At 65.8% G+C, this 26,737-nt stretch carries 26 protein-coding genes and 3 pseudogenes; 19 read left to right on the forward strand and 10 right to left on the reverse strand.

Annotation, left to right across the window (positions count from 1 at the left end):
* Nucleotides 1-11 precede the first annotated feature (11 nt).
* The gene (locus tag ACSQ89_RS37310; protein WP_436297163.1) at nt 12-935 is read left to right on the forward strand and encodes a MurR/RpiR family transcriptional regulator; all 924 of its coding nucleotides are present in this window, start codon (nt 12-14) and stop codon (nt 933-935) included.
* On the opposite strand, the gene ACSQ89_RS37315 is transcribed toward ACSQ89_RS37310, so the two are convergent.
* Nucleotides 872-1,726, reverse strand: a complete 855-nt coding sequence (locus ACSQ89_RS37315) for an HAD-IIA family hydrolase (protein WP_436297164.1) — start codon at nt 1,724-1,726, stop codon at nt 872-874. The two genes, ACSQ89_RS37310 and ACSQ89_RS37315, sit on opposite strands and share 64 nt — an antisense overlap.
* 183 nt (nt 1,727-1,909) lie before the next feature.
* Between ACSQ89_RS37315 and ACSQ89_RS37320 the strand changes: the two genes are divergently transcribed.
* The 5 genes from ACSQ89_RS37320 (at nt 1,910) to ACSQ89_RS37340 (ending at nt 7,297) form a co-directional block, all read left to right on the forward strand.
* A complete protein-coding gene (locus tag ACSQ89_RS37320) occupies nt 1,910-2,842 on the forward strand; it encodes a phosphate/phosphite/phosphonate ABC transporter substrate-binding protein (protein WP_436297165.1) in 933 nt (310 codons plus the stop codon).
* A complete protein-coding gene (phnC, locus tag ACSQ89_RS37325) occupies nt 2,839-3,675 on the forward strand; it encodes a phosphonate ABC transporter ATP-binding protein (protein ID WP_436297166.1) in 837 nt (278 codons plus the stop codon). The genes ACSQ89_RS37320 and phnC overlap by 4 nt, the downstream gene beginning before the upstream one ends.
* Nucleotides 3,672-4,709 (forward strand): phosphonate ABC transporter, permease protein PhnE, encoded by a 1,038-nt coding sequence (gene phnE / locus ACSQ89_RS37330; RefSeq protein ID WP_436297167.1) that lies wholly within the window; start codon nt 3,672-3,674, stop codon nt 4,707-4,709. The genes phnC and phnE overlap by 4 nt, the downstream gene beginning before the upstream one ends.
* Before the next feature lie 73 nt (nt 4,710-4,782).
* Complete coding sequence (locus ACSQ89_RS37335; RefSeq protein ID WP_436297168.1) at nt 4,783-5,001, forward strand: hypothetical protein; 219 nt, start codon at nt 4,783-4,785, stop codon at nt 4,999-5,001.
* A gap of 40 nt (nt 5,002-5,041) precedes the next feature.
* Nucleotides 5,042-7,297: a phosphocholine-specific phospholipase C gene (locus ACSQ89_RS37340; protein ID WP_436297169.1), complete on the forward strand. Its 2,256-nt coding sequence runs from the start codon at nt 5,042-5,044 to the stop codon at nt 7,295-7,297.
* Between the two features lie 290 nt (nt 7,298-7,587).
* On the opposite strand, the pseudogene ACSQ89_RS37345 reads toward ACSQ89_RS37340, so the two are convergent.
* Nucleotides 7,588-8,127, reverse strand: a pseudogene (locus ACSQ89_RS37345) (methyl-accepting chemotaxis protein); the annotation flags it as partial.
* 204 nt (nt 8,128-8,331) lie between these two features.
* Here ACSQ89_RS37345 and ACSQ89_RS37350 point away from each other — a divergent pair.
* Entirely contained in the window at nt 8,332-8,505 is a 174-nt protein-coding gene (locus ACSQ89_RS37350; protein ID WP_436297170.1) for a hypothetical protein, read from the forward strand.
* An 82-nt stretch (nt 8,506-8,587) separates the two neighbouring features.
* On the opposite strand, the gene mctP is transcribed toward ACSQ89_RS37350, so the two are convergent.
* The 7 genes from mctP to ACSQ89_RS37385 form a co-directional block, all read right to left on the reverse strand.
* Nucleotides 8,588-10,120: a monocarboxylate uptake permease MctP gene (gene mctP, locus ACSQ89_RS37355; protein WP_436297171.1), complete on the reverse strand. Its 1,533-nt coding sequence runs from the start codon at nt 10,118-10,120 to the stop codon at nt 8,588-8,590.
* Nucleotides 10,120-10,299, reverse strand: a complete 180-nt coding sequence (locus tag ACSQ89_RS37360; RefSeq protein ID WP_436297172.1) for a DUF3311 domain-containing protein — start codon at nt 10,297-10,299, stop codon at nt 10,120-10,122. Before ACSQ89_RS37360 ends, mctP begins: the two co-directional genes overlap by 1 nt.
* A gap of 108 nt (nt 10,300-10,407) precedes the next feature.
* Complete coding sequence (locus ACSQ89_RS37365) at nt 10,408-10,779, reverse strand: alpha/beta hydrolase (protein WP_436297173.1); 372 nt, start codon at nt 10,777-10,779, stop codon at nt 10,408-10,410.
* 160 nt (nt 10,780-10,939) lie between these two features.
* On the reverse strand, nt 10,940-11,509 hold the full coding sequence (locus ACSQ89_RS37370; protein WP_436297174.1) for an NADPH-dependent FMN reductase: 570 nt from the start codon (nt 11,507-11,509) through the stop codon (nt 10,940-10,942).
* Nucleotides 11,510-11,549: 40 nt separating this feature from the next.
* Nucleotides 11,550-11,762 (reverse strand): hypothetical protein, encoded by a 213-nt coding sequence (locus tag ACSQ89_RS37375; RefSeq protein WP_436297175.1) that lies wholly within the window; start codon nt 11,760-11,762, stop codon nt 11,550-11,552.
* Nucleotides 11,759-12,667: an NAD(P)-dependent oxidoreductase gene (locus ACSQ89_RS37380; protein WP_436297176.1), complete on the reverse strand. Its 909-nt coding sequence runs from the start codon at nt 12,665-12,667 to the stop codon at nt 11,759-11,761. The genes ACSQ89_RS37375 and ACSQ89_RS37380 overlap by 4 nt, the downstream gene beginning before the upstream one ends.
* Nucleotides 12,668-12,671: 4 nt before the next feature.
* Nucleotides 12,672-13,658, reverse strand: coding sequence for an aldo/keto reductase (locus tag ACSQ89_RS37385; protein WP_436297177.1), 987 nt, complete (start codon nt 13,656-13,658; stop codon nt 12,672-12,674).
* A gap of 87 nt (nt 13,659-13,745) precedes the next feature.
* Here ACSQ89_RS37385 and ACSQ89_RS37390 point away from each other — a divergent pair, with 87 nt between their 5' ends.
* The 4 genes and pseudogenes from ACSQ89_RS37390 (at nt 13,746) to ACSQ89_RS37405 (ending at nt 18,603) form a co-directional block, all read left to right on the forward strand.
* On the forward strand, nt 13,746-14,651 hold the full coding sequence (locus tag ACSQ89_RS37390) for a LysR family transcriptional regulator (RefSeq protein WP_436297178.1): 906 nt from the start codon (nt 13,746-13,748) through the stop codon (nt 14,649-14,651).
* Between the two features lie 209 nt (nt 14,652-14,860).
* Nucleotides 14,861-15,463 (forward strand): annotated as a pseudogene (locus ACSQ89_RS37395) (2Fe-2S iron-sulfur cluster-binding protein).
* Nucleotides 15,460-16,401: an FAD binding domain-containing protein gene (locus ACSQ89_RS37400; protein ID WP_436297179.1), complete on the forward strand. Its 942-nt coding sequence runs from the start codon at nt 15,460-15,462 to the stop codon at nt 16,399-16,401. Before ACSQ89_RS37395 ends, ACSQ89_RS37400 begins: the two are co-directional and overlap by 4 nt.
* Nucleotides 16,398-18,603 (forward strand): annotated as a pseudogene (locus ACSQ89_RS37405) (molybdopterin cofactor-binding domain-containing protein). Before ACSQ89_RS37400 ends, ACSQ89_RS37405 begins: the two are co-directional and overlap by 4 nt.
* A 26-nt stretch (nt 18,604-18,629) precedes the next feature.
* Here the strand turns inward: ACSQ89_RS37405 and ACSQ89_RS37410 are convergent.
* Nucleotides 18,630-19,589, reverse strand: a complete 960-nt coding sequence (locus ACSQ89_RS37410) for a LysR substrate-binding domain-containing protein (RefSeq protein WP_436297180.1) — start codon at nt 19,587-19,589, stop codon at nt 18,630-18,632.
* A 140-nt stretch (nt 19,590-19,729) separates the two neighbouring features.
* Between ACSQ89_RS37410 and ACSQ89_RS37415 the strand changes: the two genes are divergently transcribed.
* From ACSQ89_RS37415 to ACSQ89_RS37450, 8 genes are all read left to right on the forward strand, one after another.
* Nucleotides 19,730-20,713, forward strand: a complete 984-nt coding sequence (locus ACSQ89_RS37415) for a Bug family tripartite tricarboxylate transporter substrate binding protein (protein WP_436297181.1) — start codon at nt 19,730-19,732, stop codon at nt 20,711-20,713.
* Nucleotides 20,706-21,695: a glutamate cyclase domain-containing protein gene (locus ACSQ89_RS37420; RefSeq protein ID WP_436297182.1), complete on the forward strand. Its 990-nt coding sequence runs from the start codon at nt 20,706-20,708 to the stop codon at nt 21,693-21,695. Before ACSQ89_RS37415 ends, ACSQ89_RS37420 begins: the two co-directional genes overlap by 8 nt.
* Nucleotides 21,696-21,747: 52 nt before the next feature.
* On the forward strand, nt 21,748-22,884 hold the full coding sequence (locus ACSQ89_RS37425; protein ID WP_436297183.1) for a M24 family metallopeptidase: 1,137 nt from the start codon (nt 21,748-21,750) through the stop codon (nt 22,882-22,884).
* Nucleotides 22,885-22,898: 14 nt separating this feature from the next.
* Nucleotides 22,899-23,168, forward strand: a complete 270-nt coding sequence (locus ACSQ89_RS37430; RefSeq protein WP_436297184.1) for a hypothetical protein — start codon at nt 22,899-22,901, stop codon at nt 23,166-23,168.
* Between the two features lie 128 nt (nt 23,169-23,296).
* On the forward strand, nt 23,297-24,469 hold the full coding sequence (locus tag ACSQ89_RS37435) for an IS4 family transposase (RefSeq protein ID WP_436297185.1): 1,173 nt from the start codon (nt 23,297-23,299) through the stop codon (nt 24,467-24,469).
* An 18-nt stretch (nt 24,470-24,487) separates the two neighbouring features.
* The gene (locus ACSQ89_RS37440) at nt 24,488-25,030 is read left to right on the forward strand and encodes an aspartate dehydrogenase (RefSeq protein ID WP_436297290.1); all 543 of its coding nucleotides are present in this window, start codon (nt 24,488-24,490) and stop codon (nt 25,028-25,030) included.
* On the forward strand, nt 25,030-26,169 hold the full coding sequence (locus ACSQ89_RS37445; RefSeq protein WP_436297186.1) for a sensor histidine kinase: 1,140 nt from the start codon (nt 25,030-25,032) through the stop codon (nt 26,167-26,169). Before ACSQ89_RS37440 ends, ACSQ89_RS37445 begins: the two co-directional genes overlap by 1 nt.
* Nucleotides 26,166-26,516 (forward strand): sensor histidine kinase, encoded by a 351-nt coding sequence (locus tag ACSQ89_RS37450; protein ID WP_436297187.1) that lies wholly within the window; start codon nt 26,166-26,168, stop codon nt 26,514-26,516. The genes ACSQ89_RS37445 and ACSQ89_RS37450 overlap by 4 nt, the downstream gene beginning before the upstream one ends.
* Nucleotides 26,517-26,737: the final 221 nt, after the last annotated feature.

Raw genomic sequence — 26,737 nt, forward strand, 5'->3', positions numbered from 1 at the left:
GCTCGGGGCCCATGAAGCAGCAGGGCACCAAGAAGAAGTCCGGCAAGAGCGGCGCACGTTCCGCCGGAACAGCCGCGGCGCCGGCCCCCAAGACATTCGCCGTGCTGGCGCGCATCGAGTCCGTATGGCCTTCGCTCGGTCCGGTGGGCCAGCGCATTGCCGCCTTCATCGTCCAGAGCCCGCAGGAAGTGGTCCACATGTCGGTGAGCGAAGTGGCGGAGCGCACCGGATGCAGCGAGGGCAGCATCGTCGGCTTTTGCAAGAACCTCGGCGCCACCGGCTTCCAGCAGATCAAGATCGCGCTGGCCCAGGAAACCGTGCAGCCGGTGCAGTTCATCCACGAAGACCTGGAGCCGAGCGACAACGTCGACCTTGCCATCCGCAAGATCTTCCAGAGCAACGTCCAGACCCTGCACGACACCCAGGCAGCGCTGGACGTCCGCGCCATGCAAAAGGCGGTCGACCTGCTCAGGAAGGCTCGGCGCATCGAAATCTATGGCATCGGAAGCGCGGCCACCATTGCCGAGGATGCCCACTACCGCATGCTGCGCATCGGGCTCGATGTCAAGGTGGCGGTCGATTCGCACGTGCAAGCCATCAGCGCCTCGCTCACCGGACCCGGCGTGGCCACGCTCACCATCTCGCACTCGGGCAGCACGCACGAGACCGTGACCGCCACGCGCCTGGCGAAGGAGGCGGGGGCGTCCACCATCTGCATCACCAATTTCGGCAAGTCGCCGATCCAGGCCTTCTGCGACGTGCTGCTGTTCACGATGGCGCGCGAGACCAGCTTTCGCACCGAGGCGATGACGAGCCGACTGGCGCAGCTCGCGATCATCGACGTGCTGATCGCCTGCCTCGCGCTCAGCGACTACGAGAAGTCGGTAAAGACACTGCGGCAGACCTTCGACGTGCTGTCGCTCAAGCGGTACTGAGGCGGCGCGTCCGTGCGCAGCAGCGCGGCCAGCGTTTTCGCCTCGGCCTGAGGCGCGTTTCCCACGAGCATGCAGCGCATGCCCAGCTGCAGTGCGCCGAGCGCGTCGGTCGAGGGGTTGTCGCCGATCACGATCGTGCTGGCCGCCTGCGCGCCCAGCCGGCGCAGGCCTTCCTCGAGCAGCAGCGGCCCGGGCTTGCCGATGATCCGCCAGGGCGCAACGCCGCTCGCGGACACCAGGGCCGCCATCAGCGCCCCGGTTTCCGGCACCACCGTGCCCCCGGGACCGGGATGGTTGTCGTCGCTGTTGGTCACCAGCAGCCGTGCGCCGCCGCGCAGCTGATTGGCCATCGTGCCGAGGCGCGCACGATTGAAATGCGGATCGAGCGCCAGCACCACGAAGTCGGCTTGCGCCTTCACCAGTTCGCATCCGATCGAGAGCGCATGGCGCTGCAGCACGGGACTGGCGGCCAGCAGCATGCGCGCATGCGGATGGTCACGGCGCATGTAGTCGATGGTCTGCTCGCCGGCCAGCACGATGTGCTCGGGCTCGACCTTCAGCCCCATGCGGGCGAGTCGCCGGGCCATGCCACGCGCGGTGTGCGTCGAGTTGTTCGAGACGATCACGTAGCGGTCGCGAAACCGCGTCAGCAGTTCGGCCGCGCCTTCGAGCGGCTCGTCTTCGCGGATCAGCGTGCCGTCAAGATCGACGATGAGGTGACGGGCTCGCGCGAGTGAGGCGCCAGCGGATGGGATGGCGCCGTTGCCATTGGACGTGGTTGCAATGCTCATGGTGTTGTGGGTTGCGCTCGCACCGGCCATCCGGTGATGGCCGAGGATTGTATTGAATATTTCTCAGTGTAGATGTCTATTGAAATGAGCTGCATTCATTCTCCTGTCATCTGCGTCTCCTAACCTCGTCGGGGTCGGGCCGGTCGATACGCCGGCCACAGCACCGTAACGAGGAACACCCCCATGAAGAAGCTTCTGACATTCGCCGCCACGCTCACGCTGGCGGCAACTGCCTTGACTTCGGCCGCCGCCCAGGGCGTGGCCGACGGCACCAAGGAACACCCGCTGCGCGTGCTCTTGATCCCGGCGGACGGCGGCACCGAATCGGGCACCAAGGCCGACTACGCGCCCGTCTTCAACGCGATCTCGCGCACCACGGGCCTGCAGTTCGATTTGAAGGTCGGCCAGTCGTACGGCGCCGTCGTCGAAGGCATGTGCCATCAACTTGCGGATATCGCGTTCTTCGGGCCTGTCTCCTACGTGCAGGCGCACAAGCGCGGCTGCGCGCAGTTGCTGGCGGTGGGCGTGGAGAAAGGCGAATCCGTCTACTACGCAGGCATGTTCGCCAAGGCCGATACGCCGATGGCTTCGGTCAAGGACGTCAAGGGCAGGCGCATGGCCTTCGGCGACGTCAACTCGGCATCGAGCTTTACTTTTCAGGTTGCCATGCTGATGGATGCGGGCCTCGATCCCATACGCGATCTCTCGGCGATCCGGATGACGGGCAGCCATGCCAACAGCCTGGCCGCGTTGGCGCAGGGCCAGGTCGACGTCGCCTCGCTCTCTTTCGACTCGTACGAGAAGGCCGTCGAACAGGGCGCCATCGATCCGAAGAAGGTCAAGGTGGTTGCCAAGAGCATCGCTATTCCCTACCCGCCGCTGGCACTCAACTCCAAGCTGCCCGAAGGGCTCAAGACACGGCTCAAGACGGCCTTCTCTACCGTCCACAAGGCGCCCGGCGTGACGCCCGACATGATCCGCGGCTACGGCGGCAAGAAGATCGATGCCTTCGACACGAAGTTCTCCGAGGACGAGTTCAACGTCGCGGCCGAGAAGCTGGCATTGCTCACCGACGAGCTCAAGGGCCAGATCCTGAAGAAGGCGGCCGAGCGTTGAATACCTCCGAACCGCACGACACGGCCCGCCCGCCCATGCTGCGCTTCGACTCCGTCGGCATGAGGTATGCGGATGGCACCGTGGCACTCAAGAGCGTGTCGCTGAACATCCCGCACGGCGAGTTTTGCGTGGTGCTCGGGGCCTCGGGGGCGGGCAAGTCCACGCTGCTGCGAATGGCCAACGGGCTCGCGAAGCCAACCAGCGGCACGGTGCAGGTAGCCGGTGTTCACATCGAGGCCCGCTCGCTGGCGGAGATTCGCCCGCGCATCGGAATGATCCACCAGCAGTTCAACCTGGTGCTGCGGTCCACCGTGGCTGTCAACGTGCTCAGCGGCACGCTGCCGGCGCTGCCGGGGTGGCGCGCGATGCTGGGCCTGTTCCCGCAACCCGCGCGGCGCAAGGCCTGCGAACTGGTCGATGCAGTCGGGCTGCAGGAACAGCACCTGAGTCGCCGCGCCAGCGAACTTTCGGGCGGCCAACAGCAGCGCGTCGGCATCGCACGCGCCTTCATGCTCGACCCGCCGCTGGTGCTGGCCGATGAGCCCGTGGCGAGCCTGGACCCCCAGGCCAGTGTGGAAGTGCTGGCGCTGCTCAGGCGCCAGGCGCGCGAGCGCGGCACTACCGTGCTGTGCAGTCTCCACCAGGTGGACCTGGCACGCGCATTCGCCGACCGCATCGTCGCCCTGCGCGACGGTTGCGTCGTATTCGACGGTCCGCCGGACGCGTTCGACGTCTCGGCCTCGCGCGCGATCTACGGCAGGGGCGCCATGCGCCCGGTGGCCGCGCTCCCCGAACTGCATTCCGAGCCAGAGCTGGCGCTGAGAACAGCATGATGGAACAGACCCTGAACCCGACCCTCGGGAGCGCAGAGCGGCGGCCCGCATCCGCATGGGAGATGGAACGCCCCTTCGGAACGCGCACGGTGATCGCCATCGTGCTGGCGTTCATTCTGTGCCTGGTGACGGGCCACCGTGTGGAGATGGACCGCATGCTGGCGCTCAGTGGCGAAGGCATGCTTGCTGCAGTCGGCCTGCGCGAGAGCTCGCAGGTATCGGCCGGCATGGCGCAGATAGCGAACTCGCTGTTTCCTGTCCAGATCTCCGAGCGTACCGAGGTGGCGCGCATCGACAACTTCGATCGAAATCATCTGCCCTGGCTGGCCCATGTGGAGGAACAGGAGACCCGCACGCGTCGCCTCAACCCAGGAACGCTGCAGATGGAGGAAACAGTCGAGCACCGCGAGGTTTTGGTCGAACCGCTGGGCTACCTGTGGCACGTGTCCAGCAAGATGCTCGAAACGCTGGAGATCGCGCTGTGGGCGACGCTGCTGGCGGTGCTGTTCAGCCTTCCCCTCGCATGGTTCAGTGCACGCAACTACACGCTGAATCGGCTCAGCTATGGGCTCGCGCGTGGCCTGGTGAGCATGCTGCGCGCCGTGCCCGAGTTGGTGACCGCGCTCTTCCTCGTGCTGGCATATGGCTTCGGACCGATCGCCGGTGTGCTCGCGCTTGCACTGCACTCGGCCGGCTTTCTCGGCAAGTTCTACGCCGAGGACGTCGAGACCGCCGACGACAAGCCGCAGGAAGCCCTGCGCGCCATCGGCGCCGGCAAGCTCAAGGTGATGCGCTTCGCGGTGCTGCCGCAGCTGATGCCGCAGTTCATCGGCTACACGCTGTACGTGCTCGATCGCAACGTGCGCATGGCCACCGTGGTCGGCCTGGTGGGCGCCGGCGGCATCGGCCAGGAGCTCAAGGGGCGCTACGACATGTACAACTATTCGCACGTCGGAACGATCCTGATCGCGATCTTCCTGACTGTCTTCCTTCTCGACCAGATCGCAGCGCGCATGCGCCGCCGCTTCGCCTGAGGCGGATCCACGCCCCGGACCTCTGCACACCCTCCCCTTTTTCATGGACATCTCTCAACCAAGGAATCCCGCAATGAAACCTGTCTTCCCCACCCGCGGCGTCTGCGCCGCCGCTCTTCTACTGAGCCTCGCCGCGTGCGGCGGCGGTGGCTCCGGCTCCGATGCCGGCGCATTGGGTGCGACGGCACCCGGCAGCGGCCAGGCGCCGGCCGCGCAGAAGCCCAACGGCGCGACGGCCGATGGCTCGACCGCGGACAACGCCTCCTCGCCATCCGTGACCTGGGCGCCCTGATCCGCCCCCTCCTCGTCCCTTCCATCTTCGAATTGCCACCATGACCACGAACAATCCCCAACGACGCGACTTCCTTCGCAAGACCGCCGGCTCCCTGGGCGCCGCGACCGCCCTCACCATGCTGCCGCCCTCCATCCAGCGCGCACTCGCGGTCCAGGCGGACGTAAGGAAGCGCACCATCGAGGACGTCCAGCACATCGTCATCCTGATGCAGGAGAACCGCAGCTTCGACCACTACTTCGGCACCATGCGCGGCGTGCGCGGCTTCGGCGACCGCTTCCCGATTCCGCTGGCGAGCGGCAAGTCGGTGTATTTCCAACCCAACCCCAGCGGCGGCGCGGAGATCCAGCCCTTTCGCCGCGATTCCAGGACCGGCAGGGCGCTGATCGGATCCGGCACGCCGCACAATTTTCCCGATCAGCAGGCGGCGTGGAACCAGGGAAAGATGGATCGCTGGATCCAGTTCAAGAACCAGGCGACGATGGGCTACTACCTGCGCGACGACATTCCGTTCCAGTTCGCGCTGGCCGATGCCTTCACGATCTGCGACGGCTATCACTGTTCCGTCCTCACCGGCACCGACCCGAATCGCATCATCTTCTGGTCGGGCTCCAACTTCAACCCGGAACTGCGCAAGCAGGGCATCAACAGCACGCACGCTGATTCCGAGCCCGTCAACTCGCGCTGCTGGCCCAGCCCGTCCAGATGGGTCGCGGACAGGGCGCAGCAGGCAGACGGGTCGGGTCAGATCGATCCCGCAACGGGTACCTACAACTACAAGTACGTCAACAACGCCTTCAAATGGGCCACGTTGCCGGATGTCCTGCAGAAGGCGGGCATCAGCTGGCACATCTACCAGAACATGAACAACAACTGGACGGGCGCCATGCACGGCTGCCTGGCCTTCCAGAGTTTCCGCACTGCACAGCCGGGTTCGCCGATCTATGAGCACGGCCTGACGGGCGGCCCCGCGACGGCTGACGGCGCTGTCAATTTCCTCGCCCAGCTCAAGCAGGACGTGATGAACGACACCCTGCCGCAGGTTTCGTGGGTGCTGCCCACGCAGGCCCTGGCCGAGCATCCCGGCAGCAGCGAAGGCACTGCCGGCGCCGCCGACTTCATCTCGGACGTGCTGGACGCGCTGACGTCCAATCCGAAGGTCTGGAGCAAGACGGCCCTTTTCGTGACCTTCGACGAGAACGACGGCTTCTTCGACCATCTGCCGATGCCGGCGGTGCCGTCGTATGACGTCAATGGCAACCTGATGGGCAAGTCCACCGTGGCGTTGGACGGCGAGTATTTCGACGCCTCCGTGGGCAACTACCTGAACGTCAATGACACCACCAGCGGCAAGATTCGCCCGTGGGGCCTGAGTTCGCGCGTGCCGATGTACGTGGTGTCGCCGTGGAGCAAGGGCGGCTGGGTCGATTCGCAGGTGTTCGACCACACCTCCGTGGGCATGTTCCTGGAGAAGCGTTTCGGCATCACGGTGGACGCCATCAGCCCGTGGCACCGCGCAGTCTGCGGCGACCTCACCTCCTGCTTCGACTTCGTCAGCCCGAACGACCCGGTCTTCCCCAAACTGCCCGACACGAGCAACTTCCCCGCGATCAATGCGGCGCAGAGGCTGCTGCCCACGGCCCCCGTGACGACTGCGCCCGCCACGCCGCAGCCGCTGTTCCAGGAGACCGGCGTGCGCCCGTCGCGTGCACTCCCCTACGAGCTGCACACCAGCGCGCGGGTGGAGTCGCGCGGCATGCTCTCGCTGGTGTTCGCCAACAGCGGCAAGCAGGGCGCCGTCTTCCACGTCTACGACAAGCTGCACCTGGACCGCATTCCGCGCCGCTACACCGTGGAGGCCGGCAAGACACTGACCGACAGCTGGAACACCGGCGCCTCCGACAGCGGCAAGTACGAGCTCTGGGTCTACGGCCCCAACGGCTTCGTGCGCACCTTCAAGGGCGATGCGCTGTTCCACGACACTGCGGCTTTCAAGCCCGAAGTCCAGATCGGCTACCAGGCCCGCAGCGGCCATCTCTACCTGAGGGTGCACAACAGCGGCAGGGAAGCCGGCCGCGTCACGATCACGGCCAACGCCTACAGCAAGCATGGCCCGTGGACGATGGACATCAAGCCCGGCGAGGCCGAGACGCAGCAATGGAACCTTCAGACGAGCGGCGACTGGTACGACTTCACCGTCAGCGCCGAGAACTTCGAGCGCCGCTTCGCCGGCCGGGTGGAAAGCGGCAGGCCGGGCGTCAGCGATCCGGCCATGGCGCTGCATCTGCAGGGCTGACGCCGAGGGCGCCCAGGGAGGGCGGCTGTCGCTTGTCGCGCGCCCATGGGATTGCATAGGTCCAGACAAAGCAAAATGGCTTGCGAGAAGAGATTCTCGCAAGCCATTGCCTTGTTTGCCACCTTATGAGTCGAAGCGCATGGCGCCTCGCTCATGGTTCATGCAGTCATCGGGTTGCGGTGCCAATCGCGGCCGCCGCGCTGCGCCTTACGGGACGACGTTCCATCGTGAACTGCGGCGGAACCACGGTAGCCTGGAAAACCCGAATATTTCGCGAGCAATGAGGTACCTCAGAACTCGGTCCACTCGCCCGCCGCTTGGCCGGCCACGGCGAGGCGAGGTGAGGCGGGGCTCTTTTCTCGAGGGTTCGCCAGGGGGCTTGGGCGTGGCTTCGGTGCCGCCCCACGCGCGCCGGCCCCGGCGGCGTGCAATGGCTTGATGCGCCCCAAACTCAGTGCAGCGTTGTCCAGCTTGAACACGCCCACCGCTTCGACCAAGCTGCCGGCCTGCTCCTGCATCGACTGCGCCGCAGCCGCCGCCTCTTCCACCAGCGCCGCGTTTTGCTGCGTCACCTGGTCCATCTGCGTGATTGCCTGGTTGATCTGCTCGATCCCCGAGGTCTGCTCCTGGCTCGCCGCCGTGATCTCGCCCATGATGTCGGTCACCCGGCGCACGCTGCCCACGATTTCATCCATCGTTCGGCCGGCTTCACCCACCAGTGCGGTGCCCGCAGCCACGCTGCCGACGGATTCATCGATGAGCCCCTTGATCTCCTTGGCCGCAGCCGCGGAGCGTTGCGCAAGGTTGCGCACCTCGGACGCTCTCGTTGCTCAGAATGAGCGCCGTGCGGTAGGCTCCGCGCCCCGCCGCCTTGGCGTCTTCCACGAGTTTCTTGCGCCAGCGCATCCGCTCGGCGGGCGAATGAACGGGTGGCTCATGAAGCAGCGAGCGGCTGACGTCGAGCAGTTGACGCGACGAGACCAGGCAAAGTGGATGGCGGCCCGTTCGGGCTGAGCCTGATAGGCTTCCCTTTCATGGCGCAGCGCATCTTCCTGATCGACAGGCGACAGAGCATGCCGCCGTCGGCGATGTACGCTCTGGCCTTCTCCAAGGCTAAGGAGGCTGCCCTGAGCAAGGCTTTCTCGGTGCTGGCCCTGTCCAATTGTCGTCGTTTCAAGATTTTTCCCTTTTCAAGTTGGCTTCGCTAGGTGAGTCGTTCGATCGGATTGCAGAGAGAGGGCTGAGCGAATGAGCTTCCCTTCTGCAAAGACCCGAAGCGCATACCTGTGTTCACCTCCCTCCACTCCACCTCCGCCAAGCTTGCCCGGACAGCACCGGCAGCTCTCGTGACCGAGCCACGCTCCTGATCAACAGCTGCCCCAGCACCGCCACGGCGATATTGAGTGCAAGCGCGATGAGGCCTGTGTAGAGCGTGTAGCTGCTCCCGCCAAGCACGAAGGTATGCACCGGCTTGATGCCGTCAGCCAAGGCAAGCCAGCTGCCGCCGGCGATGCCGGTGGCCCAGCCCGCGAGCAGCGCGGGCGCGCGAAACCAGCCGGCGAAGAGGCCGAACACCACCGCTGGAAAGGTTTGCAGGATCCAGACGCCCCCGAGCAGCTGCAGGTCGAGCGCAAACTGCGTCGGCAGGAAGAGGATGAACACCAGCGCGCCGACCTTGACGACGAGCGACACGATCTTCGCGACCTTGGCTTCGCCGGCCGGCGAGATGTCGGGCCGCACATAGGCCTTCCAGAAGTTGCGCGTGAACAGGTTGGCGGCGCCGATCGACATCACCGCGGCCGGCACCAGTGCGCCGATGGCGATGGCGGCGAAGGCGAAGCCGCTGAACCACGGCGGGAACAGCGCGTTGAAGAGCGCGGGCACCACGTCGTTGTTGCTCTTGACCGTGAGATGGGCGGCATGCGCCATATAGCCCAGCAGAGCGATCAGGCCCAGTAGCACCGTGTAGGCCGGCAGGAAGACGGCGTTCTTGCGGATCGTGTTGGCGCTCTTGGCCGCGAAGATGCCCGTCAGCGTGTGCGGGTACATGAAGGCGGCCATGGCCGACCCGAGCGCCAGGCTCGCAAAGGGCAGCATCTGGCCGGGCTTCAGCGTGAGGCCGGTCGCTCCGCCCTTGGCCGTGAAGGCCTCGCCGGCGGCGCGAAACACGCTGCCGTAGCCGCCCAGCTTCATGGGTACCAGCACCACCGCCACCAGCACCACGATGTAGATCATCAGGTCCTTGACGAAGGCAATCAGCGCCGGCGCCCGCAGCCCGGCCGAATAGGTGTAGAGCGCGAGGATGGCGAAGGCGGCCGCCAGCGGCAGCTCGCCCGTCAGCCCCAGCGCCTTGATGACCACTTCCATGCCGACGAGCTGCAGCGCGATGTACGGCATGGTGGCCACGACGCCCGTCACGGCAATCGCGAGTTCGAGGGCGCGTGATCCGTAGCGGCCGTAGACCACGTCGGCCGCCGTCACATGGCCGGCGCGCTGTGCGGCGCGCCAGAGCCTGGGCATGATGATGAAGACGATGGGGTAGACAAGGATCGTGTAGGGCAAAGCGAAGAAGCCATAGGCGCCCACCGCGTAGACCAGCGCCGGAACGGCGATGACGGTGTACGCCGTGTAGAAGTCGCCGCCCACCAGGAACCAGGTGATCCAGGTGCCGAAGTTCCGGCCGCCGAGGCCCCATTCGTCGAGGTGCGCGCCCTTGGCCTCCCCACCGGTCTGCCAGCGCGAGGCGGCGAAACCCATCACCGTGACCAGCAGGAAGAAGAAGACGAAGACGGCCAGCGCGGTCCAATGAATCTGTCCTTCCATCATGCTTCTCCGCTCTCGTACTCGTGCCGATACACGATCCAGATCAGCAGTGCCGTGAGCGGTACCCACAGCAGCTGGTACCAATAGAAGAAAGGAAAGCCGACCAGCGCAGGCAATTCGCTGTTGTAGAACGGCAGCCACAAGAGCCCGATGAAGGGCAGCAAGAGCAGGACTCGCATGCGTGTTGTTCCTCTGTAGTGATTCGTTATGGGTGCGGAAGCGTTTGGGGCGAAGCGCACACCCTCCACGGCCGAAGCCATGGAGGGTGCGCGGCGGCAGTCATGCAGTCATGGGTTACCGATGCCCATCGCCGCCGCGGCACTGCGCGTTTGAGGACGATCGCCCGTGTACTGCGGCGGAATGACGCTGCCTGGGAAGGCTTCGCGGCGCAGGTTCTGATTCGGCGCATGCGCGGCGGCGACGGCTTCGGCCTGCACCTTGGCGCGGTCGGTCGAGGCGGTTACTACCGAGGGCTCGACGGCCGAAGCGCCCTCGGCATACGGGTTCGGGCTGTGTGCGGCGGCGACGGCCTCTGCCTGCACGTCGGCACGGCTGCTGGCCGTGGTCAGCGGATGCACGCCTTCATAGGTCTCGGCGCGGGCGCCGGCGGCAGCGAGAAGGAAAAAGCCGATCGTGGGGATGAGTTTCAAGGTCTTCATTGAACGTCTTTCACAAGTTGTGAGTGAATGCGGAAACGGGGGAGAAGACAGCGATCTCATCCGATGCCTCGTGCGAATGGCTTCGCTTGAGCGGACGATTCCCCGGCGGCCGCGGATGCTTGTTGTCGCACGCGCTGCGAGAGCGCCAGAACCGAGAAAGTCAGACCGCGGCGTCGCGCCGGATCACCCGCAGGAGATCGTCGATGCCGTCCTGGAGAAAGCCCAGCGTGGCCTCGTCGACGAGCCTGCCGTCCACGATCTTCTGGTGGGCCGAGCCGATGACCGTCTGCGGCCGGTGCACCAGCTTCGCCGCGATGGCGGTCAGCACCTCGGTCAACTGGGCCTGCGCGCGGACGCCGCCGGTGAACGCGGTGGACGAGGTCAGCGTCAGCACGGGTTTGCCGCTCAGTGTCGACTGACCGAAGGGGCGCGATGCCCAGTCGAGCGCGTTCTTGAGCACGCCGGAGATGCTGTGGTTGTATTCGGGCGATGCGATCACCAGCCCGTCCGCCGCGCCGATGGCGGCACGCAGGCGGGCTACCGCCTCCGGCGGGGTGGTGGTATCTGCATCCTGGTCGTAGGGCGGCAGGTCGTACAGCGGCAGAATCTGCAGGCTCGCGCGCTCTTCGACGGAGGCCCCGAGGCTCGCGAGGATGGCGGTATTGAAGGAGCCCTTTCGCAGGCTGCCGGAGATGCCGAGAAGGCGGGGCTTGAGAGAGTTGTCGCTCATGAAGCTTTGGCGTTGAGGGATGCGCATGTCGCGCTTTCATTCATTTGCTGCGGGATCGCATCGCTTGCGCGGCTAGCAGGACACCCACCGCGATCCACGGCAGCCCGCCCGCGAGCCATCCATATGAAGCCGGCAGCAGCAGCCCGATCAGGTCATCGATCCAGCAGCCGTAGCTGCACAGCTTCCGGCCGGAGGCAGTGAAGCTCAGGCCCACGAGGAAAGCAGCCGCGGCAACGACGAGTTGAGCCTTCATGGCCGGTTCACTGGCCTGTCCAGCCCCGCCTCGGCGAGTGCGCACAGTGCGATGGCCGACCAGTCGTGGCCATCGCCCGCACCGTGCGAGCGTGCCGCGAGGAAGCGGTCGCGCACCAGGCTCGCCAACGGCATTGGCACCCCGAGCGCTTCGGCGGCGGCCAGCATCAGGCGGTTGTCCTTCTGCCCGAGCGGCAGCGAGAAACCGGCGGGTTCGAAGCGCTGCGACGCGATCAGGGGGCCGTAGATCTTGTAGGGAGCCGCGTTGAAATTCGCGCTGGTCAGCAGATCGACCAGATGCATCGGATCGATGCCCGCCCTGCCCGCCACCGAGCAGGCCTCGCCCAGTGTCTCGATCACGACCGAGAGCATGAAGTTGCCGATCAGCTTCACCAGGTTGGCCTGCGACGGGTCCGCGCCCACGATGCCGACCGACTGGCCGAGCTGTTCCAGCAGGGGCACGGCGACCTTCAGGTCCTCGTCCGAGCCTGCCACCATGATGAAGAGCCTGCGCGCGGCGGCCGCGTCCGGCCTGCCGAACACGGGCGCGGAGACGAAGCCGATGCCTGCATCGCGATGCCTCGACGTGAGTTCTCGCGCGGCCGCCACGCTGATGGTGCTCATCGAAATGTGCAATGAGCCCGGCTTCAGCCCGGCGAGCAGGCCGGCCTCGCCGAAGCTGACCGCGTTCACGGCGGCATCGTCGGCCACCATCGTGAAGACGACGTCGGCCGCATGCGCGGCCTGCGCGGGGCTCACCGCGACGCCGGCGCCCGCGTCGCGCAACGGCTGCGCGGCTGCGGGACTGCGGTTGAAGACATGAAGCGCGTGGCCGGAATCGATCAGGTTGCGCGCGATGGCGGAGCCCATCGATCCGAGGCCGACAAAGCCGATCTGGGTGGCCATGCGATCAGTCCTTCCGCGTCGGCGGCGCCATGAACTCGGGTCCGACAGGGTCGGTGATGTGCCGCGCCAGCAGCGCATCGATGTCGCGCAGGTCGCCGTCGCTCAGCTTCCAGCCGAAGGCTGCATCGACGCCGGCGAGCTGGTCCGGCCGGCGCGCGCCCCAGAGCGCGATCGTCGGACCCTGATCGAGGATCCAGCGTATCGCCAGCGCCAGCACCGACTTGTCGTGGCGCTCGTGCGCGAAGCGCTCCAGCGCATCGACGGCCGCCAGGTACTGGCTGAAGCGCGGCTGCTGGAACTTGGGGTCGGTGCTGCGAAGGTCGTCGCCCGGAAAGACGGTGTCCGCACGCATGCGGCCCGACAGCAGGCCGCGGCACAAGGCGCCGTACGCGAGGACCGTCAGCCCGTGCTGCCTGGCATAAGGCAGCACGTCGTTCTCGATGCTTCGCTCGAACAGGTTGTAGGGCGGCTGTACCGTGGCCAGCAGCGTCTTGCGGCTGAAGCTCTCCATCTGCGACGGCGAATAGTTGCTCACGCCGATGGCGAGGATCTTTCCCTCGCGCCGGAGCCTCTCCAGCTGCGCGGCGGTCTCGTCGTGCGGCACGAGCGGGTCCGGCCAGTGGACCTGGTAGATATCGATGCGGTCCGTGCGCAGCCGGCGCAGCGACTGCTCGACCTCGGTGCGGATGCGTGCCGCCGTCGCGTTGCGCCGCACCGACCCGTTCGGCCAGTCCAGGCCCGCCTTGGTGGTGATCACGGTCTTGTCGCGCAGACCGCCCGCCAAGGCCTCGCCGACGATTTCTTCCGAGTGACCGAAGCCGTAGACCGGCGCGGTGTCGATGAGGTTGATGCCCGAGTCGACGGCAGCGCGGATGGTCGCGATGGACTGCGCGTCGTCCGTGCCGCCCCACATCCAGCCGCCGATCGCCCAGGTGCCGAGGCCCACGCGCGAGACAGGTTTCGCGATGCCTTCGATATGAAGTGTTTCCATGTGATCGTCATGCGTTGAAGGAACGCTTTGAATCTAGTCAAAAGGACGATGAATGGATTTCAACGGTCCATTAAACTGGGCACAACGATGCCCGCCTTTACCCGCTCCGAACTGGCCGATCTGAATGTGTTCATGGCAGTCGCGCGACGGCAAAGCTTTCGCCAGGCTGCCATCGAACTCGGCCTCACCACTTCCGCACTGAGCCACTCGATCAAGAACCTCGAGACGCGGCTGGGCGTGAAGCTGCTCAATCGCACCAGCCGCTCGGTGGTGCCGACGGTGGCCGGTAGCGCGCTCGCCGACAAGCTGGAACGCGGCTTCCAGGCGATCGGCGATGCATTGGCCGAACTGGATGTATATCGCGGCGTGCCCGCGGGGCGGCTTCGCATCAATGTGCCGCGCGACGCCTCCCGACTTCTGCTCGGGCCGATACTGCCCGAATTCTTCGCAGCCTATCCGGACGTCCAGCTCGAGATCACCGTCGAGGACCGCCTGGTCGACATCGTGGGCGACGGCTACGACGCCGGCATCCGCTACGGCGGCACCGTACCGCAGGACATGGTGGCGGTGCCACTGACGCGGCCCTTGCGCTGGGTGGTCGTCGGCTCGCCGGAGTATCTCGCGCGTCACGGCCGCCCTTCGCAGCCCATGGACCTGATGCACCATACATGCGTGCGCATGCGCATCGGCGACAACTCGATCTACAAGTGGGAACTCGGCAGCGGCGACGAAGCTTGCGAGATCGATGTTCCCGGCCCCGTGAGCGCCAACGAGACCGAGACCTCGGTGCAGGCCGCGATCGACGGCGTCGGCCTAGCCTATTGCCTGGAGCGGCGCGTGAGCGAGGAAGTCAAGGCAGGGAAACTGGAGGTCGTGCTGGCGGAGTGGACCGCCATCGGGCCACCGTTCTTCGTCTACTACCCCAGCCGCCGCCAGATGCCGCCGGGGCTGCGCCAGCTGATCGACAGCATCCGCGCAGCGAACCTGCCCTGAGGCTGCGCGAGCGAGGTCGCAGCGCTGTCCACGCGACGCGTTGCGCTCGCTTCGATGAAATTCTCTCAACGCCCCGTTGAATCGCAGCCCTTTGGCTGGAGGAGCGATGGCCGCAGAATTTCCGCTCATTCGAAGCTCGCATCGAAATCCACGGAGCACCATTGAGCGAACACAACGAATCCTTTTTCTCCGTCACCCGACGGGACCTTCTGGTCGCCGGCGCCATCACGGGCAGTGGTCGGTCCATCTTCCTCCGCGCCCCTCAACGAAGCCGCGCTGCCGTCTTCACAGGGCATGCCATCGGCCGTGCCGATCCAACTGGTCGCCAACGGCACGACGCACCAGCTCGAGCTGGACCCGAGGGTGACGCTGCTCGACGCGGTGCGCGAGCATCTGCAACTCACCGGCAGCAAGAAGGGATGCGATCACGGCCAGTGCGGCGCCTGCACCGTGATCGTCAACGGGCGGCGCATCAACAGCTGCCTCAGCCTCGCCGTGATGCACGATGGCGAGACGATCACGACGATCGAGGGCCTGGGCTCGCCCGAGCGTCTGCACCCATGCAGGCGTCCTTCGTCAAGCATGACGGCTTCCAATGCGGCTTCTGCACGCCGGGCCAGATCTGCTAGTCCGTCGCCGTACTGCGCGAAATTCGCGATGACATACCGAGCCATGTGACGCGCGACTTGCTGGAGGTCGGCTACTCCGACGAGGAGGTGCGCGAAAGAATGAGCGGCAACATCTGCCGCTGCTCCGCCTACCCCAACATCGTCGCTGCGATACGGGAAGTTCATGAGGAGGGAGCGCGATGAGACCCTTCACCTACGAACGAGCGGCAACGGCCGCCGAAGCAGCCGCCGCTGCGGCCCGCGCGCCTGGCGCGAAGTTCATCGCCGGCGGCACCAATCTGCTCGACCTCATGAAGCTGCAGATCGAGACGCCGGCGCACCTCATCGACGTGAATCGCCTCGGTCTCAATCGCATCGAGCCGACGTCGGAAGGAGGACTCCGGATCGGCGCTGCCGTTCGCAACACCGACCTCGCCGCCGACCAGCGTGTGCGGCGTGACTACGGCGTGCTTTCGCGCGCCCTGCTCGCAGGCGCAAGCGGGCAGCTCCGGAACAAAGCGACGACCGGCGGCAACCTGCTTCAGCGCACACGCTGCCCGTACTTCTATGACACCACCAAGCCCTGCAACAAGCGCACGCCTGGCGCTGGCTGCGCGGCCATAGGCGGATTCAGCCGCAATCTCGCGATCATGGGCGTGAGCGACGCCTGCATCGCCACCCATCCTTCCGACATGGCGGTTGCCTTGCGTGTCCTCGATGCGGCGGTCGAGACGGTCGACCCCCAAGGCACCACCCGCTTCATTCCGATCGCCGAACTGCACCGGCTGCCGGGCGACACACCGCACGTCGAAGCCAATCTTCGGCCAGCCGAGTTCATCACCTCCGTGGTGCTGCCCAAGCCGCTCGGCGGCACGCATCTGTACCGGAAGGTGCGGGACCGCAGCTCGTATGCCTTCGCGAATGTCTCCGTCGCCGTCGTCGTGGCCGACGGCGTCCAGCGTTTCGCATTCGGGGGCCTGGCCCACCGACCGTGGCGCGTCGAGGCGGCCGAGCGCGAGACCAGCCCGGAGGCCATTGCCGAGGCGGTGCTCGCCGGCGCTCGCCCGAGCTCTCAGAACGCCTACAAGCTGAAGCTGACCCAGCGCACGCTCGCTGCGGTGCTGCAGGAGGCGCGCTCATGACCGACTACCACTTCGACCGGCCTGCCGGCCTCAACCCGATCGATCAACAAACCGTCGTCGGAAAGCCGCTCGACAGAATCGACGGGCCACGCAAGGTCTCTGGCCAGGCGCCCTATGCGCAGGACTACCGCGAGGGCATGGCGAACACGGCCTACGGCTTCGTCGTCGGCGCCGGCATCGCGGCCGGCCGCATCGCGCGCATCGACACCCGCGATGCCGAGGCGGCCTCGGGCGTGCTGCATGTCATGACGCATCGCAATGCACCCAGGCAGGGCCCGCGCAAGGATGAGCTGGCCCCGCAGCTCGTCGGGCCGCAGGTGCACCATTACGACGAAGCCGTGGCGCTGGTCGTCGCGGCGACCTTCGAGCAGGCGCGTCATGCCGCCAAGCTGGTTCGCGTCTCGTACGTGTCCAGGAAAGGGCGCTTCGACCTCGCGCGGGAAAAGCCCCATGCGGTCAAGCCGCCGGTCACACAGGAGCCCGACAGCGCCGCGGGCGATTTTGCGCGGGGCTTCGCGGCCGCTCCCGCGCAGCTGGACGTGAGCTACACCACGCCCGACCAGAGCCACATGATGATGGAGCCCCATGCCACCATCGCCCGCTGGGAGGGGAATCGCCTGACCGTGTGGACCTCGAACCAGATGGTCCATTGGGCGATTCGTGACCTTGCAGGAACCCTGATGATCCCGAAGGACAACGTGCGCGTGGTCTCTGCCTTTGTCGGCGACGGCTTCGGGGGCAAGCTGTGGATCCAGTCGGACGCGGTGCTCGCGGCGCTGGGCGCGCGAGCCGTCGGACGGCCGGTCAAGCTGGGGCTCGCGCGGCCGCAGATCATGAACAACACCGCTCATCGGCCGGCGACGATCCAGCGTCTGCGGATCGGCACCGATCCCCAGGGGCGCATCCTGGCCATCGGTCACGAGGTCTGGTCCGGCAACCAGGCCGGCCGGAATATCAAGAACGCGGCCCAGCAGACACGGCTGCTCTATGCCGGCAAGGACCGCATGACCTCGCATCGGCTCGCCGAGATGGACTTGCCGGTGGGCCACGCGATGCGCGCGCCCGGCGAGGCGGTGGGGCTGCTCGCGCTCGAAGCCGCGATGGACGAGCTCGCCGAGAAGCTGAACAAGGATCCGGTTGAACTGCGCATCATCAATGACGTGCAGTTCGATCCCGAGAAGGGACCGAACCGGCCCTTTTCGACGCGCAAGCTCGTCGAGTGCCTGCGTCGTGGAGCGGAAGAATTCGGCTGGTCGAAGCGCAATCCCAAGCCCGGCCAGGTCCGCGAGGGCAATTGGCTGATCGGCATGGGGGTCGCCTCTGCCATCCGCAACAACCTGGTGCAGGATTCGGGCGCACGCGTAACACTGCGCCCCGATGGCAGCGTCCTGGTCGAGACGCAGATGACCGACATCGGCACCGGCAGCTACACCATCATCGCCCAGACCGCGGCCGAGATGCTCGGCCTCTCGATCGACAAGGTCGAGGTCCGCCTGGGAGACAGCCGCTTCCCTGCCTCGGCCGGTTCGGGCGGCTCCTGGGGAGCCAACAGCGCCACGGCCGGTGTCTTCGCCGCATGCGAGCAACTTCGCCGGCAGATCGCGCAGAGGGCGGGATTGACCGGCGCCGACCTTAAGCTATCGCGATGGGCAGGTTCATGCCGGCGGCCGGTCGATGTCGCTCGCGCAGGTGGCGGGTCCGGTCGGGATCAGCGCCGACGGCACGATCGTCTTCGGCGATCTGGAAAAGCGATACGCGCAGGCGGGCTTCGGTGCGCATTTCTGCGAGGTGGCCGTCGACCGGTTCACCGGCGAGACGCGGATCCGCCGGCTGCTGAGCGTCGCCGCCGCGGGCCGCATTCTCAATCCCAAGTTGGCGCGCAATCAATGCCTCGGCGGGATGACCATGGGCATCGGCGCGGCGCTGATAGAAGAGTGCGTGGTCGACACCCGCTACGGCTACTTCGTCAATCACGATCTCGCCGAATACCACGTCCCGGTCCACGCCGACATTCCCGACATGGATGTGATCTTCCTCGAGGAACTGGATGACAAGTCGTCGCCGATGAAGGCTAAGGGAGTGGGCGAACTCGGCATCTGCGGCGTTGGCGCAGCGGTTGCGAATGCGGTCTACAACGCGACCGGCGTGCGGGTCCGCAACTATCCTCTCACCATGGACAAACCGCTGGACGGATTGGCCTAGGGGTTGAAGCAGCAGCCCTATCGACCCTACTTCTTGCGCGCGCGCCCCGCGCTCGCGAGCACGAGTGCGTCGCGAAAGCGCGTCACCAGCGCATCGCTTTCGCCTGTACGGCGCCAGATGACCGAGATCGACATGCCGGTGAGGTCTACCGAGACCGGCAGCTTGTGCAGGTGACCCGAAGCCACGTGCCGCCGTACCACCGCCAGCGGCGCCACGGCGAGCAGGTCGGTGGTGGCCACCATGTCCATGTTGGAGTGAACGGACACGGATTCGACGGTAGGCAGAGGAGGCGTCAGCCCGCGCATGAGAAACAGTTCGTCGAACAGCAGGCGCGACGACGACGGCAGCGGCGGCAGGATCCATTGCTGTTCGCCAAGCGTGCGCAGACCCACCGAGCGCTGCACGGCGAGAGGATGGCCGACGCGACACACCAGGCACCTGGGCTCGTCGAACAGCTTGGTCTGCGCGAGCTGCGATCTTCCCGCCGATCGGGCCCACGCCGAGCCGATCCGGCCGACGACGCAATCGAGTTCACCGCGCATCAGCTGGTCCGTCAGCCCGTCGACAGTTCCCTCGGAGATTTCGACGCGCACATGGCCAGCCGACGCGAGGAAGCTGCGCATCGCGCTGGGAATGAGCTCGACCATCGCGATCGTCAGCGCGCCGACGCGCAGGCGCTGCCGCGCGTGCTGCTCCGCGAACAGTGCCTCGTCGCGTGCCGAGTCGACCTCGGCCAGCGCAATGGAAAAGCGGCGCAGGGCCGCTCGGGCGCCCGGCGTCAGGCTCACGCCGCGCGGGCTGCGCTGGACCATCTGGAGATCGAAGATGGACTCGAGTTCTCTCAGCATCGCGCTCACGGCGGGCTGCGTCAGGTTCAGGGCTTCGGCGGCACGCGTGATGGACCCTTCGGTCTCCAGCAAGCCCAGCAGGTGCAGATGCCTGAGCTTGAGATGCCCGTAGGCGAACTGTCGCGTTTCCTGCGTCATGACAAGCCATCAGCTTTTTCTATTGCCTCATAGGAATTATGCGCTTTGACGCGCGCATGAGTTCCCAGAGACTGGGATCCATTCAGGATGGAAGCGCTCTTCTTTTTTCCTGGCCCCTACAGATGCATTTGGGATGAACCATGAGAAAACTTATTGCCGCAGTTTCTGCCCTCGGGCTCGCCGGCCCCCTGGCCCTGGCGCTCGCGCCTGCGCAGGCGGCTGACTACCCCGACAAGCCGATCCGGCTGATCACGCCCTTCCCGCCGGGAGGCGGAACGGACGCGGTGGCGCGCATCGTCGGCGACAAGCTCGCGGAGCTGCTCGGGCAAGCCGTCGTGGTCGACAACAAGGGCGGCGCCGGCGGAAGCCTGGGCACCGAACAGGCGGCGCGCGCGGCACCCGACGGCTACACGCTGGTGCTGGGCAGCAGTGCCACCCACGCGGTCAACCCCAGCCTCTACAGCAAGCTGGGCTACGACCCCATCGCCGACTTCGCGCCCGTGTCGCCGGTGGCGTCGACCCCGCTGCTCCTGATGGTCAGCCCCTCGATGCAGGTGAAGAACGTGGCCGAGCTCATCGCGCTGGCAAAGACGAAGCCGGCCGGCGCAGGCCTGAGCTATGCGTCTGCCGGACCGGGTTCGGCCCAGCATCTGGGCGGCGAGTTGTTCAAGACGATGTCGGGCGCGAACCTGCTCCACGTTCCGTACAAGGGCGCCGGTCCGGCCATGGCCGACGTGCTGGCCGGCCATGTGGACATGATGTTCGACACCATGCCTTCCGCGTTGCCGCAACTGCGCTCGGGAAAGCTGCGGGTCCTGGGGATCAGCAGCGCGGCGCGCAATGCCGGCCTGCCCGATGTTCCGGCCATCGCCGAGGCCGTGCCCGGCTACGAACTCGTGACGTGGTACGGCCTCTTCGCGCCCAAGGGCACGCCGCCCGCCATCGTGGAGCGCCTCAATCGCGAGGTCCAACGCGTCCTTGCGTCCAAGGAGGTGCAGGAGAAGTTCAAGACCGCCGGCATCGACGTCAACTGGTCCTCCTCGGCCGACTTCTCGGCGCTCGTGAAGCGCGAAGTTCCCAAGTGGCGCAAGGTGATCCAGCAGTCCGGAGCGAAAGTTGACTGAAGCGGAGATGCACGGGGCGTCGACGGTGGACGCCATTGCCTGCGAGAACATCGACCGCCTGATGAATGTGGAGATGCGCAGCCGAGGCCTGCCGCGCGGTGCCAAGTGGGCGATGTACCTGATGGCCCGCGAGGCCGCGGGCATGCCACTGGTGCATGCGGCGGCGCGCGAGTTCGATCGACCGCCCGCTCGGGTGCTGCTGGTGAGCGGCGCGGCGGTGCCCGGCCACATGCCGGTGGGCGAGAACGACGGCCCGATCGGCACGGTGGTGCTGGCCCGCGCGCTCGTTGCCCTGGGGCATTCGGTGCGCGTGCTGACCGACCCGGTGGCGGCCGAGCCGTTTCGCGGACTGCTGAGGGCCACCCGACTCGATGTCGAGGTGCTGGAGATCGGATTGGAGAGTCTCGCGATGCAGGAACGGCTGGCCGCGGAGAGCGACATCCTGTGCGCCATCGAGCGGCTCGGCGGCAACGTCAACGGCATCATCTACGGCGCGACCGGCGTCTCGCGCGCGGCTTTTCGCGCCAACCTGGATCGCCTGTTCCACACGGCGCGCGCCATGGGCAAGCGCACCCTCGGCATCGGAGACGGCGGCAACGAGATCGGCTTCGGCAACATTCATGCGCGGCTCTCGGAAGCCTCGCCGCAATTCGCCTTCAAGGACGTCACGCCGTGCGGCGGCGGCGTGTACTCGGCCGTCAAGACCGACGTGCTGCTCGTGGCCAACAGTTCCAACATGGGCGCCAACGCCGTGACAGCCGGCCTGGCGCTGCTGCGCCGGGACCTCTCGCTGTGTCACACGGCCGAAGAAGAGTTCGCGTTGGCGCATGTGGGTGTCGGCTTGGGTTTGATCGACGGCGGCAGCGGCCAGCTGCGGCCCTGGTGCGACGGCATTCCGCCGGCGGCCAATGCGGCCGTCGTCGAAGTGATGCGCACCATCGTCGCCCAGTCGCTGGCGCCGGAAGAAATCCGAAAGTTTTGACGCGGGCAGCCCGCCGCGTCGAGTTCCCGCAACAAGACAGGAGAGATTTTTCATGATTCCCCGCCGCAAGAGCATCGCCAACGTCGACCGGCTGCACACGCTGATGGATGAAGCCGGGCTCGACGCCGTGGTTCTGCGCTCCGGTCAGAACTTCACCTACTTGTCGGGCGTCGTCTACCCCGGCACCCTGGCGCGCCACCAGGATCTCGCGGACTCCGCACGCGCGGTGATGCTGCTTTGGCCCCGTCATGGCGAGCCGGTCATCATCGCGAACAAAACCGCAGCCGGCCTGGCTCAGCGCGATGCGTGGGTCGAGCGTATCGCGCTGTACGAGGGCTATGTCGAATCGCCTTATGCCAAGCTCGCCGACGTGATGCACAAGGTTGGCCTGGCGCACGCACGCGTCGGCTTCGAGAAAGACTATGTGAGTGCCCGCGATTGGGAGTACGTGCAGCACCGGCTGCAGGACCTCGACATGGTGGACTGCACCGAGTTGATGAACCGCGTGCGATGGATCAAGACGCCCGCCGAGGTGCAGATGATCCAGCAAGCCGCGGACCTGCTCGACGAGGTCTATCTGGAGGTTTTCAGCCGGATCCGCCCCGGCGACACGGAACGCAAGATCCATGCGGACATGATCGCCACCTCCCTGGCAAAAGGCTTCGAATGGGCGCATGGCATTCTGAACTCCGACAAGAACACCATCGCCTACGCCGGCGAAAGCGACCGGGTCATTGCACTCGGCGACGTGATCCGCACCGACTACGTGGCCTATCTCGGCGGCTATCCGGGCCACCAGTCGCGCAACGTGGTCATGGGCCCGCCCAGCGCCCTGCAGCGTGAGGAATACCGCATCAACCTGGAGATCTACCGCGCCACCATCGACCGTTGCCGCGCCGGCACGAGAGTGGGCGATCTGCACCAGTTCGTGATGGATGCGTTCGACAGGCGCCAGTGGGCCTACAAGTCGCTGCTGGTAGGCCATGGCGTGGGCGCCTGGTGGCACCAGCAGGAGCCGATCCTGCGGCGCGGCTCCGACATCGTTCTGGAAGCAGGCATGGTGCTCGCACTGGAGCCGCACAAGGACCACTGGCATGTCCAGGACATGATCCTGGTGCAGGAGCATGGCGCACCCCTTCTGCTCTCGTCCAGATTCGCGACGGACGAGCCCTTCATCGTGGGCGCGTGACTGGAAGGCCGCCGATGCGATTGAGCTTGATCGGGACAGGAGCCATTGCGACGCAAGTCCTCGGCCAGTTGGCTTCCCATACGGATGTCCGGATCGAGTCGGTGGTGCGCTCGACACGCGCTCATCAAGCAGGCGAGAAAGCCGAAACCTGGAACGGCGTGCCCGTGTTCAGGGCCGTGCCCTACGAAGCTACCGATCTGGTGGTCGAGATGGCGAGCGACACGGCCGTGACGCAGCACGTCGTGCCGGCGCTGAGGCACGGCATTCCACTACTGTCCGGTTAAATGACCCGCGCCGAACCTGAGATCAAGCACTGGCGCGGGCCGCAGGCCGATTTTGTTTGGTGCCGACTTGAACGTCGATCGCGAGGAACCGCGTACTTTCCGGGGTCTGACAGCCCTGGGGAGCACGCGTGTACGTCGGCAAGACCTTGTTCGCTCAACTCATGGAGTTCGTTCCATGGACCAGCTTCGCCCGAATCGTGAATCGCTATGGTGGCAACTCGGGCGTTCGCACACTGACCTGTGGCGAGCAGTTCCGCGCCATGGCGTTCGCCCAGTTGACGTGGCGAGAGAGCCTGCGCGATATCGAGGTCAGCCTGTCCGCCAATGCCAGCAAGCTCTATGCGATGGGTTTTCGCGCGGCGGTCAAGCGATCGACCCTGGCCGATGCGAACGAGTCGCGCGATTGGCGCATCTGGTCCGACCTGGCGGCGGTGCTGATCCGTCGCGCGCGCAAGCTCTACGTGGGCGATGCGGTGCTCGGCGTGGAATTGGACAACACGGTCTACGCCCTGGACTCCAGCACCATCGACCTGTGCTTGAGCCTGTTCTCCTGGGCGCCGTTTCGCTCCACCAAAGCGGCGATCAAGCTGCACACCCTGCTGGACCTGCGCGGGGCCATCCCCGCGTTCATCCACATCAGCGACGGCAAGTTGCACGACGTGAACGTGCTGGACATGCTGGTCATCGAGGCCGGCGCGTTCTATGTGATGGATCGCGGCTACGTCGACTTCGCGAGGCTGCATGCACTGCAGCAGGCCGGCGCCTTCTTCGTCACGCGCGCCAAGTCGCCGATGGACGCCCGGCGCGTCTACTCGGCTGCCACCGATCGCAGCACCGGCATCATCAGCGATCAGCAAGTGATGCTCAATGGGCACTACTCGGCGAAGAAGTATCCGCAGCACCTGCGACGCATCCGGTTCAAGGACCCGGAGTCGGGCAAGACTCTCGTCTTCCTGACCAATCACATGGCTTTGCCGGCGCTGACGATCGCTGCGCTCTACAAGAGCCGCTGGCAGGTCGAGTTGTTCTTCAAGTGGATCAAGCAGCACCTGCGCATCAAACACTTCATGGGCAACAGCGAGAACGCGGTAAAGACGCAGGTCTGGTGCGCCGTCGCCACTTACGTGCTCATCGCCATTGTCAGGAAGGAGCTTCAACTCGATGCCTCTCTCTACACTTGTCTACAGATCTTGTCGGTCTCGGTATTCGAGAAAACCCAGCTTTCATGCGCCTTGCAGGCCGATCTGTCCCATTCGGAACCGCCTGACCTCGCTAACCAGTTGAATCTGTTCAACTTTTAACCGGACAGCAGTGACGGCATTCCATGCTTCATTTGCTCGGTCGGCGCTCTTGCCGCGCCTCAGGTGCTGGCCGAGATCCTGGCTGCAGCGAAGGCCGGCAGGACCTTCGCGCAGTTGATCACCGGTGCGGTCGGCGCCATAGATGCGTTGGCGGCCGCGGCGATCGGTGGCTTGGACAGCGTCCGCTACACCGGCCGCAAGCCGCCCTCAGCCTGGCTCGGCACACCGGCGGCTTCGGTCGGGCCTCTCGCAGACCTCAGCGCTGCAACGGTGGTATTCCAGGGCAGCGCGAGAGAGGCGTCGCTCGGCTTCCCCAAGAATGCCAACGTCGCATCGACGATCGCGCTGGCCGGCATTGGCCTCGATCGAACCGAAGTGACCCTCATCGCCGACCCAGCCGTGGACTGCAACGTTCACCACCTCGTCGCCCACGGTGCCTTCGGCAAGCTTGAGTTCACCTCGCACAACCTGCCGTCGCCCGACAACCCGAGGACCTCCGGCCTGGTGGCCCACAGCGTGGCGCGCGCGATTCTCAACCAGGTCAGCCCACTCAGATTCTGATGGGCCGACCCGCGGCGCCCGACAGCGGACCTTTGAAAACGCCCACGCCGACCCAGCATGACACCGGATGGTGGGAGGCTGTCGCGCCTCGCGCGCGGGACGCGGACGAAGAGGCCTTGTCCGCCGAGCGCGAGGCCTACGTGAAGCTTCAGCTCATGAAGAGTTTCATGGCGGAACACCGGGAGCGTCAGTTGGTTGCGGCGGGATCGACGCTCCTCCTCGCGGCAATCTCGTGGCGTTACAGTCGGCTCGCTCCCTTGCTCGCCTGGCTCGCAGCCGCCGCACTGGTTGCGCCCATGCACTTGATCGCTGCGACAAGCAATTCCAAACGCTTTTCAACCGCGCACAGGCAGGCGGCGCAAAGCGCCTTCAGCCGGCGTATTGGCCCGCTTTGGGTTGCGACCGCGGTGGTATGGGGAACATCGGTGCTGCTGTTCTTCGACCGAATGCCGATCGGCCAGGAATTCGTCTGCTGGATGATCCTTGCGGGCACGGTGACCTTTCCCATCTACCGCCTGGCGCTGCACCCGCCAGTCCTTCGGCAGTACGTGAACACGCTGTTTGTGGTGATGCTCGGCTGCGTGGCCTACCGGCTCGGCACATCCTCTGCGGACCATCGCTACTACGAACCCTGGTTCCTGACGCTGCCCATCATCCACTGGCTCCTCCTGTTCCGCATTTCCGGGCGCATTCATGCGAATGCCAGGAGGGGATTCGAGCTGGAGTTCCACAAGTATGAGCTGATCAAGACGCTTGGCGACAAGAGGCATGAGGCGGAAGCGGCGGTTGCCGTCAAGAACCGATTCATTGCCACTGCAGCGCACGACCTGCGCCAGCCGGTGCTTGCGATCTCCCTCTATGCCGATCACTTGGTGGAAATGCCCGAGGAGTACCGCACCATCGTGCCCAAGATCGCCAAGGCGGCCGCGGCCATCAACCGGCTGTTCGATTCGCTCTTCGACATGGCGAGAATGGAGAATGGCCAGACGAAGCTGCGCATCTCGACGATCGACATCTCCGAGATCCTTCATGACCTCCTAGTCCAGACGAGCCCATGGCGGCGGCAAAGTCTATCGAGCTGCGGATGCGTGCGGCGCACTTCGAGCTGCGGACCGACCCGGTGCGCATGCGACGCATGATCGGCAATCTCGTTTCCAACGCAATCAAGTACACCCCGCCCGGACGAAAGGTGCTCATGTCCGCTCGCGTCCGCTCTGCAGGCCTCGTGGTGGACATCTGCGATCAGGGCGTCGGGATTCCCGGGGAAGAGCTGGACAACGTCTTTCTCGAGTTCTACAAGGTGGAGAACGCATCGGTCAGCGCCGAAGGCTTCGGGTTGGGGCTGTCGATCGTTTCGCGACTCGCGCGTGCGCTCAACACCCGAGTGAGCCTGCGTTCGGAACTCGGCCGCGGCACCGTCTTTCGCCTTGTCATCGGACATGTGGACGATGACACCGGCAACAACAGCTCGCACTCGTTCGACTGAGGCTTGCTGCGGTTGATCCGCGGCCTCGCGCCTCAGTCCAAGCGACGTAGTGCAGTTTCTTCACCACGCGCCGTTCCCATTCGAGGCCGAGAAGATCGGCGATCGTCAGTCCGCCCAACCGGACCTGAACGGCCGCTGCTCGGAGCATTGTTCGACGCACCTGGTTGCGCCAGATCAGCGTTGGGATGCGACGATCAGCTTGCGCTGCGCCGGATCCTCGA

Origin of the sequence: Variovorax sp. LjRoot175 (genome assembly GCF_964253805.1) — a bacterium.
Taxonomy (GTDB): domain Bacteria; phylum Pseudomonadota; class Gammaproteobacteria; order Burkholderiales; family Burkholderiaceae_C; genus Variovorax.